The sequence below is a fragment of the Lentimicrobium sp. S6 genome (genome assembly GCF_013166635.1).
Taxonomy (GTDB): domain Bacteria; phylum Bacteroidota; class Bacteroidia; order Bacteroidales; family UBA12170; genus UBA12170.
In genome coordinates this window covers 1-13,629 of the sequence record NZ_JABKBZ010000025.1, presented here as the reverse complement: position 1 = coordinate 13,629, position 13,629 = coordinate 1, and the positions used below count along the sequence as shown (strand labels likewise).

Genomic DNA, 13,629 nt, shown 5'->3' with positions numbered 1-13,629 from the left:
AACCAATAATAGCTTTTTGGCTTCTCAAGGTGAACAGTAAAGTATGATTACACTAATTTCCCTAAATTTGCAAAAACAAAAACCATGCATCACTATAAATACATCCCCTTTGGACATTTAGATACAGAAATAAAATTCTCCTTTAGCAGAAGCAGTGGGCCTGGCGGACAAAGTGTAAATAAGCTGAATACTAAGGCCGAACTTCGGTTTTCTATTAGGGAATCAGAATTACTTTTAGAGGAGCATAAACAGATTATTCTGGAGAAACTTTCAAGATTTATCAACCAAGAAGGAGAATTTATTTTAGTTTCACAAGCCAGCAGGAGTCAGTTACAGAACAAGGAAATTGCGATAGAGAAGTTCTACGAGTTGATCAACAAAGTATTGACTCCTCGTAAAAGAAGAGTAAAAACCAGGGCCACCAAAGCCTCAAAGGAAAGGCGCTTACAAGCTAAAAAGCAACAAGGGGAAAAGAAATCTAGACGCAAATGGAATGGCTAAGGAGGAAGTTGGAAGTGGGAAGTGGGAAGTTAGAAGTCAGAAGTTGGAAGTGGGAAACATCTAAACCTGGTGCTTATCTGCTGACAAATAAGATTTTCTCCAACAAAATCCTTATTGAAAGGGAACAAAAACATAGAAAGTAGTTCCTTTGCCTTCTTCAGATTCTAAACGAATTTCCCCACTTAATACTTCCAAATAAGCCTTTACTATGGAAAGCCCTAAACCAGCTCCTTCATACTTACTCGATAAACTTAGATCGGCCTGTACAAATCTATGAAAAACACTTTCTTGCTTGTCTTTGGGAATACCAATTCCAGTGTCTTTCACTTTAAAATAAAATCCATTGGTCTTTTTATCTGCACTAAACTCCACACTTCCGGTTTCGGTAAATTTAATGGCATTTTTAATCAGGTTTGTGATAATGGAATAGAGTTTATCCTCATCCACTCTTATTACAGAGTCCTTATTTTCAAAGCCTTTATTCATGATGAATTTTAAGCCTTTATATTCTGCTTCTAGACCAAACAAGCGATGAATATCATCCATTTGCTCACCAATATTCACGTTTGCTAACTGATTATCCACTTGTCCGGACTCTATTCTGGAGATATCCATAATATCATTGATGGTATTTAATAGTCTTTGACTCGATCTTTCAATCACAGAAGAAAACTCCTTGACCTCCCCTAAACTAATATTCTCATCCATTAAAAGACTCGTAAAACCCATTATGCCATTCATAGGTGTTCTTATTTCGTGGCTCATATTGGCTAAGAAGGAAGATTTCAATCGATCAGACTCCTCCGCTTTTGCTAAAGCTTTTATTAATTGCGCTTCTGTTTCGATTCTATCTGTGATATCTCTATTAATAGAAATACTTGCTGCTACATCTTGAAATTCGATGGGGGTCACAATCATCTCTGTCCAATATTCACTACCATTCTTTCTTCTTTTCTTTTCAATGGTCTTAATGGTATTCCCTTTTAACAGGGATATTTCCATATCTTGCACATTATAATCACAACTACCATCCACATATATATCTTGAGAAATATTCATACTTAAAAGCTCATCGCGAGAATAACCTGTTTGCTGAGATGCTGCCGAATTTGCTTCTAGTATCTGACCACCATGGTTTCCTCCAACCCTGGTCACAAAAATAGCATCTCCCAAATCTTCGAATAACCTTTTAAACCTAGTTTCACTTCTTGCATGCTTCTCTTGTATGTTTTTTCTATTAATGGAGATACTTATTTGTTCGGCAATGAAAGAGAACATTTCCTCATCGGACTTATTAAAAGCATTTTCATTTGTATAACTCTGAACTGCAATAGCTCCTATAGCTTTTCCTTCCACTACCAATGGTGAGCCCAACCAGATTTTGGAAACAGAACCCATATCATTGATAAATCCCTCTTCTTTCAATTTCTGATTCAATACCGCATCAACCATTAAGGTTTGATTGGTTTTAATAATATATTTAGTAAGGGTTTTAGCTGCAGGTACTTTGTGAAATTGGTCTTGTTCATCGGAATAGAAGGGGAAAGTAAAATAATCTTTTTCTTCATCATATAAAGCCACATAAAAATTAGTAGTATCAATTATTTTCTCCAGTTCCTTATGAATGATTCCTATAAATTCAGCTAGGTTATTATTTAAATTGGCAGCATTAGAAATATTAAATAACACCTTTTGTACTTTTTCATACTTCTTTTTCTCAGTAATATCTTCAGCCACTTTTAAAAAGTTAATGATATGACCATTTTCATCTATAATTGGCGATACTGTGGCTTTTTCCCAAAATAATTCCCCATTTTTCTTTTTATTATGAAACTCACCATGCCATTCTTTTCCGGACTTCACCATTTTCCACAAATCTTTAAAAATCTCGGGTTCAAGATCTCCAGTCTTCAATAAGGAAGGTAATTCCCCTATGCATTCTTCCAAAGAATAACCAGTTAATTCAGAAAATTTAGGATTTACATATTCTATTTTCCCTTCAGTATCAGTTATAACTATAATAGAAGGGCTTTGCCTAACAGCTGCATTCAGCTTAGCATTCTCCTTCTCTGCCTTCATCCTTTGACTGATATCTTGAAAAACACCATAAGTTTGTTTAAAACTCCCATCTTTATTATAGGCTACACTTCCTTCTAAAGAAACATCGATAAAGGATTGATCTTTATGTTGTAATTTAAAATGAACACCACTTGCCCAACCTCTACTTTTTAATGCTGAGAAGCTACTTTCAAATGTTTTGCGAGTAATAGGATCTAAAAAGTCTGCATAACTTTTACCTAACACTTCATCGCGGGTATATCCTAAAGTACTTAACCAGGCTGGATTTACATCGCAAAGGGTACCATCCTCATTTAAAGATTGATATGGGAGGGGGGCATAATCATATAGAGAACGATATTTTCTTTCGCTTTCTACCAGCTCAAAAGTACGCTTCTCAATGATTTTTTCTAAATCTTTATTTTTATCTCTTAATCTATCCTCGGCTGCTTTTATTCTAAGCATCACATTCACTTGGGCAGTAAATTCTATGGCATCAATAGGCTTAGACAGAAACGCATCTGCTCCCATATTCAAACCTCTAATCCTACTTTTAGAATCGGTTCGAATAGCAGTAATCATAATCACAGGGATATGTTTAGTTTCTTCAGATCTTTTAAGAATTTCGCAAGTGGCATAACCATCCAATACTGGCATAATGATATCTAGCAATATAACATCGGGTTGGATTTCTTTTGCTAATTCAATTCCGTCATGACCTGACAAAGCAGTGTATACCTCACATCCTGGTATATTATTCACAATTACCGCTTTAATAATCACGAGATTATCATGTTGGTCATCTATGGCTAGAATCTTTTTCATCAGTCTATTTTAATTGAGCGCTCTCAAAAACTACTCTAAATTTTTTTTAATGGTTTTGCACGATGTATAAATATACACATTTTTTTTTTTACCCAAAGAATTATTGATGATAATTCACCCACTTTATATATATTTTTTAATTTCGAGTAGAAGCTTTTCTCCATCAATTGGTTTTGAAACATAGCCGCTACAACCCATCTCTATAAATCGCTCTTTATCTCCTTTCATGGCCATTGCTGTGACTGCAATAATTGGGATATCTATCGTCTTTGCATCAGCTCGAATTTCTGCTAACACCTCCTGACCACTTTTTATGGGCAAAGACATATCTAATAAAACCATATCAGGTTTCAATGATTTTATCATCTCCACTCCTCTAGCTCCATCCACAGCCTCAGAAATATGATATCTGTTTCCAAGAATTGCTTTTATGCTTATCATATTATCTAAGTGATCTTCAATAATCAATACATGAGGCTTCCCATTTGTTTCTACCAACTCATATTTTTGAGTCACTTGACTGTCATGACTCATAGGATATATCATCTTTTTAACTGTTGCTAATAGCCCTTCAATATTAATATCTCCTTTCTGTATAATTTGCGCTACTTGGTGGTCATTAATGATAGCCAAGTCTTCAGGTTTTAAATCCTTGGCAGTTAAAATAATAATAGGGATGCTTTTCGATTTCAGGTTTGCTCTAATCGAACTCATCACCATAAAGCCATCAACCTTGGGCATCATCAAATCTAAAATAATACCATCAGGAGTATTATCTTTTAAAAATTCTATAGCTTCTTGACCACCTACCGCTATTTCTACCTTATAATTTTCTGATTTCAAGACCGTTTTTACTTGAGCAATGGCTTCAATATTATCCTCCACTATCAAAATGCTTTTTTGACTTGTATTTGTTGATGTAGAAATATTGCTTTTTCCTAATTGATTTATAATTCTATTTATTTCAGTTAGTAATTCAGATTGTGAAGCTTCGCCTTTAGTGAAAACCTTCTCAATCTTTCCACTAAGATCAGCTTTGTCTTGAGCCGTTAAATCTTTAGCTGATACAATGATAACAGGGATGTCTTTTGTTTTTTTATTTGCTCTTATCTTATTTAAAACTTCGAAGCCATCCATTTCTGGCATTAACAAATCTAATATAATCACATCAGGACTGCTAAATTCTAAACTTTTTAAGCAGTTAGGACCACTTGATGCCAAGATTGTACTCAAACCTTCCTTCTCAATCATCTTTTTCAATTGCTCTGACTCAAATTCATTATCATCGACAATCATAATGGTTTTAGGATAATGATGAGATTTATAAATCTCAGATATTAGCGCTGCTTTATTAACTGGTTTATTTAAATACCCTATTGCACCCAGAGCAAAACCTGTTTCCTGATCATTAGAGACGGAAGCAATAATAACGGGAATATCTTTTGTTAAAAAATCATTCTTCAATTCTTGTAAGACCTCCCAACCATCCATCTCTGGCATCACTACATCTAGGGTAATGGCGAAAGGCTGATACTCTTTTGCCAAACGAATAGCTTCTTTTCCAGAAGTTGTAGATATGACATCATATCCACTTTGCTGTAAAGAATTTGATATCTCAGCTATTGTTTTAGGTTCATCATCAACCACCAGTATTGTTTTTTTAGCCTCCTCAAATACTTCTAAGTTTAGTTTTTCGACAGGCTGAACCATTTCTATATTATCCCATTTAATAGGTATACAAATGGTAAAGATGGATCCACTACCTAAAACACTTTCTACTTTTATCTCTCCACCTAGAATACCCGTTAATTTTTGAGCAATGGCTAGACCTAAACCAGTACCTTGAAACTGCCGGGATGAAGTTCCATCTGCTTGCCTAAACTCATCAAACACGTGAGGAAGTATTTCCTTTGGTATGCCAACTCCTGTATCACTAACTGCTATACAAGCTCTACCCGATTCTTCAATTACATGAATCCCTATGCTTCCTTCATTTGTAAATTTCACCGCATTTCCGACAATATTAAGTAATACCTGATGTAACCTTGCTTCATCAGTTTCTACCATTGGGAAATTTTCTGAGATGTTCAAAGCAATAGCTATCCCTTTTTCTTCACTCAAGCCTTGAATGTTTTCCACTATCATCTGTATAAGGGTCTTGAGTGAAATAGAGGATACTGCTATATCCATTTTCCCTGATTCTATTTTTGATAAATCGAGGATGTTATTAATTAAATCTAGTAGTCGCTTTCCATTTCGTTCCACTATTTCCAGATAACTATTTTCTTCTGTATTAAGTTTATCTTTTGCCTGCATAATGAGTACGCGAGAGAGTGCCATTATTGAGTTTAGAGGAGTCCTGAGTTCATGACTCATATTTGATAGAAATTCGCTTTTTAACTGATTGGCAGACTCCACTTGTTTCCTTTGCGCTTCGAGTTCTACATTTTGCTCATGTAGCTCTTGGGCTGATCTTTGTAATTCATTAGCATGATCATGAAGCTCCTCTGTCTGGTCTTGTAATTCCTCAGTTTGGGCCTCTAGTTGTTGATTGGTCTTATATAAGCTTTGAGCTAAAACCTGCGTTTTTTGATTGGCCAATAGATTGGAATAAGCTATATTTATACTCTGCCAAGAAGTTTCGAGAATCTCATAAACTACTGGTGTATAAGCATATATGCTTGACAAAGAGATAATCCCTATCACTTCCTTATCAATAATTATAGGAATAGTAATAATTCCTTTTACCTGTGCATGTCCAAAGCTGGTCACATATTTAAAATTTGTTTCTTCAGGAATATTATTGAGATAAACTATACTTTTCTTTTTAATCGCAGAATGAAATTCACCTTCAGCAGCGTCTACTGTAAATGGTTTAAACAATTCTTTTTTAGCACCTATTGATGTAAAATACCTATACTCAAAACTCTCTCTATCAAAAGAATATACTATGCAAATTTGCGATTTTGTGATTTCCAATAATTGTTCCAGCAGTCGTTCAGTAAATTCTTCAAAAGAATTATTTCCGATCATCACTCTTGTTATCTTTGAAATTGCATTTTGAATTGTATTTTTTGAGGCAATCGCATCTGACATTTCATTGATCGCGGTTCCTAAAGCACCAATTTCATCAACTGATGTTATGGTATTTCTAGCTGAATAATCACCGTCCTTTATTTTTTTTGATACATTATACATATTTGAAATGGGCTGAGATATTCTTTTACTCAACCAAAAAACAACAAGAAGAATAGTTAATGCAGAAATAAAGAAAAGAAGAATATAGTTCTGTCCAAGAGTTTTAATAGGCATGTTTAATTCCACCATATCTTGCTTAGAGATAAACCCCCACATTGTCTTTGGAATATAGGTATAAGCTGCAAGTACTTCTTCTCCTCTATAATCTAAAGTCTTGGTAATACCTGTATGACCAGCGGCAGCATTAACAGCAGGTTCTGCATCAATTTTAATTTTCAGAATGGCATCGTTTGCATATTTTAAATCATTGAGCGCAATAACATTCTTATTTACAATTAGCGTCTCCCCTGTTTCACCCATCCCTGTATTGTTTTCTAATAAATGATAAAGGGATTTTTCTAAATCTATTCGGACAACCAATACAGCTAAAACTTGGGTTTTGAATTCTTTATCATAAACGGGTATAGAAATACACATTTGTGGTTTATTCAAATGATCATAATAGTGAATGTCCTTGATAAAGATTCCCTCTGTTTCTAATGGTTTTGTGAAATAACTATTGGTCCTTTTATTAAGGCCTATAAATTGAGGATTCGTTGAAACCTCAATGATACCAGTTTCAGCGTTAATGAGAAATATTTCTTCATAATCCTTAAATGCCACTAAGTATCTTTTCAATATAGAAGATGCATTTTCCATTTTCTCAATATCAGCAAAACTCGTCTCCTTTGCATTAAAAGCTATGCCTAGCCCTCTAATTTCAAAATCCTCAGCAATAATATGGACATCCCCTAACCTTTCATCGAGCCAAGCATTTAATTCACGAACTTTTAAATCGCGAACGGCAGTCAACTTATTGAAAGTCTCTCTTTCAATAGTTTTACTTTGCATATTATAAGCAATTAGAATTCCAACTAGTAATGGAATCAGTGCTAAAAATAGAAACCAAAATGTTAATCTACCACCTATAGTTCTAAATACAATCTTATTCATATATCAGGTTTTTATCATTCCTTAATTCTATAAAAAAGGAACCTTTTTAAATATCTTACAATGACGACCTAGTCTTCTAAACTTATGTTTAAACTCAACAATTGGTAGTTCTGCTTCTCCTAGAATTAAATAACCATTGGGCCTTAAGGAACGATAAAGCTTCTCAAAAATCACATGCTGCTCCTTCTCATTCATGTATATCAAAACATTCCGGCACAAGACGATATCAAAATCACCATAAATACATTCTGGTGGTAGTTTTTGCCTTATATTCAACAGATTATAAGACGAAAACTGAACCATATCTCTTATGATAGGAACTAATCGAAAAGCATTTCCTTTCTCATGAAAATACTTTTTTACTAAACCATGCTTGATCTTTTCTATACTACTTTCAGTATATACAGCTTGCTTTGCAGCTTTTAAAGCATTGGGATCTAGGTCTGTTGCAATAAAATAAATGGAGTTAAATATTTTCTTTCTATCCTGAATTTCGTTTAATAATATGGCCACCGAATAGGCTTCCTCTCCTTTTGCACATCCTGCTGACCAAACACGAATATTCGACTTAGACTCTTCTTGTTTTTGCTCGATAATGGTAGGAAATATTTCTTTTCTTAGTATTTCAAAACTCAATGGATTTCTAAAAAAACTACTCACATTAATGGTGTAGACGTCAATCAATAAGTCAAGCTCTTGAGGGTTTTGAATAAGAAGATTTAAATATTCATGATAATTCTTGCATTTCGTATTGAGTAATCTTTTTTGGGTTCTTCGCTCCAGCATAGCTTCTCGGTATCCCGAAAAATCAATCCCTTTTTCCTGATGTAGAAAATCTACAATTTTCTTTAGTTCTGTATTGAGCATCTAGGCTTTTTCTTGTTCAATTAAAGATACAAAAATATTACAACTAAGCAATCGCGGAAATTAAAAGAAGCATATCATCATAAAATGACAATATGCTTCTGAATAGAATGATGTTCTTATTTTCTCTGAATTACAAACTTCACGACACCAAATTCCTCTTTGTTTTTTACTTTGATGAAATACATGCCGGGTTCAATATCTGAAAGATTGAGTTGAGCTAAATAGTGGTCTCCTTTAAATTTAATACCTAGATCTTTGATTAGTCTTCCTTCCATATCCCAGAGTTCAATGGAATTAATGTCCAACCTAGAAATATTTTCAGACTTTAAGATCTCCAAATAAAATTGCCCAGAATTTGGGTTTGGAAATAATCCGATACTACCAAAACCTAGATCATCTAATTCATCTAATCCTGTTGGAGCCATATATATTCCATGCTCAGGATCAATATAATAGTCCAAGTTGGTAATATTAGTATTTGGAGCAGAAATGCTTACCGTATAAACAGAATCTATATTTAAACCTGGAATATCGAGACTGATTTTAAAAGTCCCCTCCCCCAGCTTGTCAAACTCCCAATGTCCTAATTCATCGGTAGGCTTATAGCCAACCACTTCATCACCTTTGTCATCGGCAGCATCAAATTCCAATACCACATCCACATTTTTAACGGGTTCGCCTTTTCCTCCGGTATAATATACTCCTCCGCCAATTCCTGAAGTTCCTTCTGGAGGCAGTGGTACTTGATACAAATTGATATCAATATTATCCACTAATATATCATCCCAATTTGGAGAAACAGGAATTGCATCCAGCCAAAAATAAGCATCAATATGCCAACGAGGCATTACATCTGGATACTCAGATCTATTAGCATACGCACGGAATATATAATCAACACAAGTGGCCATTTCATCACAAGCAAAACTTCCATCATCTGCGATTCCAACCGAATCAACTTGTGTTGAAATAATGCCATCAGAAAGAAGATAAACCAAGACATATCCATCAGTAATATCTGTTCCATCACTTGAATAAACATGCCCCCTTATTGTTGAAGTGGAGAAAGGCTCAATAAGTTGTACAATAGAATCTAAACAACCTTGTTCATCTCCAACAATTAACTTAATATTAAAGGAAGATTTATTACTGACAAATTGATGCAATGGATTTTGAATATCAGAAACATCAGAACCTTCACTATCTGGGTCATCAAAATCCCAGCTCCAATTAATAATATCACCATTCGTTGAAGTAGACTGATCAACAAAGATGGCATCCTCAACACATCCTCCTAGTGAATAATCGAAAGAAGCAATTGGACCATCTACAATATTTGTAAATTCTTCCACATAGCTAATACATCCATTTTCATTTTCAAAATGATAACTAATACCGAATGGCCCACCTGAACCTAAAATAGAGGGGTTGAAAGAGGCAGTTCCATCACCATAATCGATAATTCCTTCGCCAGTAAAATATCCACTTGGCGCCTGGCTTCCTGTTAAAATAAATTCAGTATTAACCTTACAATAGGTTTCATCAAGCCCAGTAAAACTTACAGCTGTTGAACTAAAAACAGTCACTTCTTGCTCATAAATATTCTCACATACTCCTGTTTGATACTCATAAGTAATGATATATGGCCCTCCTATTCCTGCTACTTGAGGATCGAATATAGCAGTACCATCTTCATTATCAATAATTCCTTGTCCTATAAATGTTCCTAATGGAGCCATATTGCCAGTAATAATTGATGCGGGATTGGTAAAACAATAATCTGATTCCAACCCATCGAAACTCAATTCTTGCAACCCTTCCACATTAACTTGTTGAAGATCCTCTGCATAACACCCCTCACTTGAGGTGACACTATAAATAATTTCATGGTTTTCACCTGCTCCAGCATCTGAAGGATTAAATATTGCCGTACCATCTTCATTATCTAATATCCCAGGTCCAGAATAAATTCCATCTGGCTGATCTCCAGTTATTGTAATGGGATCAGAATCAATACAATAAACGCTCCCTAATCCAGTAAAACTAATCTGAGGAGTCAAGTCAACAATAGTTGATTCCGTTGTTTCTGAATAGCAGTTATTTTCATTTGTATAGAAATACATAATATCATAAGGCCCTCCTGCCCCTGCTAGCAAAGGACTAAAATTAGCGGTTCCATCACCATTATCTATTATACCAGAACCAGTAAATGATCCAAAAGGGGCCATATTTCCAATGAGTTCAGCAAGAGGATCCTGTGAACAATAATTGACATTGAGCCCTATGATTTCTAATACATCTATATCAAATACTTCTACATTCTGTATCTCTTCACCATAACAGCCCTGTGGACTGGAGTATTCATATTTGATTTCATAGACTCCACCTACTCCTGCTATAGCAGGATCAAAAACAGCAGTACCATCTCCATTATCAAGAATACCTGGACCAGAGAATTCCCCATCAGGAGCAAAATTCCCTACTAAATCAACCATTGTATTATTAATACAATAGGAAGATTCTAAACCACTAAAAGTAACAACAGGAAGCTCAACAACATTTGTTTCTTGTTCATCAATGGCCGAACAACCATTACTGTTCTGGTAGATATATGTAATATGATAAGGTCCTCCAACTCCTGCAAGAACAGGATAGAAGTAGGCTGTCCCATCATTTTGGTCAACTATACCAGGACCATTAAATTCACCATTTGGGGCTTGGTTCCCAGTAATTAATATTTCAGAAGCTCCCTCGCAATAATCAGATGCTAAACCCGTAAAGCTTACGTTTGGAATATTATAAACCGTAGTAGACTGGCTTGAAGAGTTAGAACACCCTACTGCATCAGAGTATTCATAAAATATAGTGTATGGACCACCTAACCCAACAATATTGGGATCGAATGTAGCGGTCCCATCTCCATTATCAACTATTCCTGGACCGGTAAACATTCCACCTGGCGCCTGATTTCCAGTTAAAACTTGAGGAGGGTCACCTATACAATTGGCATCTTCGAGTCCTGTAAAATAGACTGCAGGAAGAGGATTAACGATAGTTTGGTGAGTTGTTTGAGAGGAACAAGAACTTACACTATTAAACTCATAAAGGATATCAAACGGACCGCCTTCTCCTGCAGCAAAAGGATTAAAAGTAGCAGTACCATTTCCATTATCGGTAATTCCTGGACCAGAGAAACTTCCTTCTGGAGCCTCACTACCAATTAAAACAGAAACCGAAGCATCAATACAATATTCTGCACTGAGCCCTGTAAAATCAACTGTCAATACTTCGTTTACCAAAGTAAATTGACTTTCAGAGTTCAAGCAACCTGAAGCATCGGAATAAGAATAAATAATTTCAAACGGTCCCCCAACTCCAGCTTCAGACGGATTAAACACTGCTGTTCCATTACCTAAATCAGTAATACCTAGCCCTTCAAATTCACCAACAGGAGCTTGGTTTCCTGTTAAAATAACTTCTACTATATCTTCACAATATTCAGCATCTAAACCAGTAAAAAACACTTCTGGTAAAGATGAAGGCTGACTAATAAAAACATCATAAGATTGCTGACACAGGTTTGCATCTCTAACCATTACATTATAATTCCCTTGTTCTAAGTTATCAAAAACAGATGAACCTTGCCAAATTGTTCCATTATCAATACTGTATTCATAGGGAATAACTCCACCATTAGCTATCATTTCTATCTCACCATCATCGCCTCCAAAACACTGAACATTGGTACTATTAACAACCAATGTCAAGGCATTTTCAGGCTCAAAAACACTAACAACATGAGTACTAACACATAAGTTAACATCTCTTACTGCCATTTGATATTCGCCTACAGCTAAATCTCCAAAGTAAGAAGAAAACTGCCAAGGTGCCGACCCTGTCAAACTGTATTTGTAAGGACTAAGCCCTCCACTTGCTATTAATTGAATTGAACCAGTAGATTCACCAAAACAGGATACGTCTGTTACTATCTCTGTGAAATCAACTCCACTTTCTGGCTCAGTAATCGTTACTTCATGTTGGTTGGTGCAATTATTCGCATCGCGTATGACTACAACATATTCTCCTGCTGATAAACCATTAAATTCATTAAAACTTTGGAAATTTTCACCATCATCTATGGAGTATTGATAATCGGGCGTTCCTCCAGTTCCGGTTATCACTATTGCTCCATTATTATCTCCAAAACATAGAATATTTGTGACATCCTCTGTAAAATCTACTCCTGAACTGGGCTCACTAACCGTAACTAATTCAGTAAGTTCACAATTATTGGCATCACGGACCTTGACTTGATAATCTCCTGCTAAGAGATCATTAAATAGATTATCTGCAAACCAAGTATCCCCATTATCAATACTATACTCATATGGACCTACTCCGCCATCTGGGATAAACTCCATACTTCCGCTGGCTTCTCCAAAACAGGTGGCATCCATAGTATTTGTAGTGAATGAAAAGGCTAATGGTTCTGTTATGGTGACCATATGTGAATTGCTACAAGCATTCGCATCGCGTATGACTACAACATATTCTCCTGCTAATAAACCATTAAATTCATTAAAACTTTGGAAATTTTCACCATCATCTATGGAGTATTGATAATCGGGCGTTCCTCCAGTTCCAGTTATCACTATTGCTCCATTATTATCTCCAAAACACAGAATATTTGTGACATCCTCTGTAAAATCCACTCCTAAACTAGGCTCACTAACCGTAACTAATTCAGTAAGTTCACAATTATTGGCATCACGGACCTTGACTTGATAATCTCCTGCTAAGAGATCATTAAATAGATTATCTGTAAACCAAGTATCTCCATTATCAATACTATACTCATATGGACCTACTCCGCCATCTGGGATAAACTCCATACTTCCGCTGGCTTCTCCAAAACAGGTGGCATCCATAGTATTTGTAGTGAATGAAAAGGCTAATGGTTCTGTTATGGTGACCATATGTGAATTGCTACAAGCATTCGCATCGCGTATGACTACAACATATTCTCCTGCTAATAAACCATTAAATTCATTAAAACTTTGGAAATTTTCACCATCATCTATGGAGTATTGATAATCGGGCGTTCCTCCAGTTCCAGTTATCACTATTGCTCCATTATTATCTCCAAAACACAGAATATTTGTGACATCCTCTGTAAAATCCACTCCT

At 35.4% G+C, this 13,629-nt stretch carries 5 protein-coding genes; 1 reads left to right on the top strand and 4 read right to left on the bottom strand.

Annotated features, from left to right (window positions below; genetic code table 11):
• The first annotated feature begins 84 nt into the window (after positions 1-84).
• On the top strand, positions 85-501 hold the full coding sequence (gene arfB, locus HNS40_RS09995; RefSeq protein WP_172280320.1) for an alternative ribosome rescue aminoacyl-tRNA hydrolase ArfB: 417 nt from the start codon (positions 85-87) through the stop codon (positions 499-501).
• Between the two features lie 111 nt (positions 502-612).
• Here arfB and HNS40_RS09990 read toward each other — a convergent pair whose 3' ends face one another.
• The 4 genes from HNS40_RS09990 to HNS40_RS09975 form a co-directional block, all read right to left on the bottom strand.
• A complete protein-coding gene (locus HNS40_RS09990; protein ID WP_172280318.1) occupies positions 613-3,384 on the bottom strand; it encodes a PAS domain S-box protein in 2,772 nt (923 codons plus the stop codon).
• 123 nt (positions 3,385-3,507) lie between these two features.
• Positions 3,508-7,575, bottom strand: coding sequence for a response regulator (locus HNS40_RS09985; protein WP_172280316.1), 4,068 nt, complete (start codon positions 7,573-7,575; stop codon positions 3,508-3,510).
• 27 nt (positions 7,576-7,602) lie between these two features.
• Positions 7,603-8,442, bottom strand: a complete 840-nt coding sequence (locus tag HNS40_RS09980; RefSeq protein WP_172280314.1) for a protein-glutamate O-methyltransferase CheR — start codon at positions 8,440-8,442, stop codon at positions 7,603-7,605.
• Between the two features lie 116 nt (positions 8,443-8,558).
• On the bottom strand, positions 8,559-13,629 hold a 5,071-nt coding region (locus tag HNS40_RS09975; protein ID WP_172280311.1), incomplete at its 5' end, for a T9SS type A sorting domain-containing protein.

Excerpts from the sequence above, each read along its gene's own strand:
- HNS40_RS09980 (WP_172280314.1), bottom strand. The coding sequence starts at position 8,442 with ATGCTCAATACAGAACTAAAGAAAATTGTAGATTTTCTACATCAGGAA.
- HNS40_RS09990 (WP_172280318.1), bottom strand. The coding sequence starts at position 3,384 with ATGAAAAAGATTCTAGCCATAGATGACCAACATGATAATCTCGTGATT.
- HNS40_RS09985 (WP_172280316.1), bottom strand. The coding sequence starts at position 7,575 with ATGAATAAGATTGTATTTAGAACTATAGGTGGTAGATTAACATTTTGG.
- arfB (WP_172280320.1), top strand. The coding sequence starts at position 85 with ATGCATCACTATAAATACATCCCCTTTGGACATTTAGATACAGAAATA.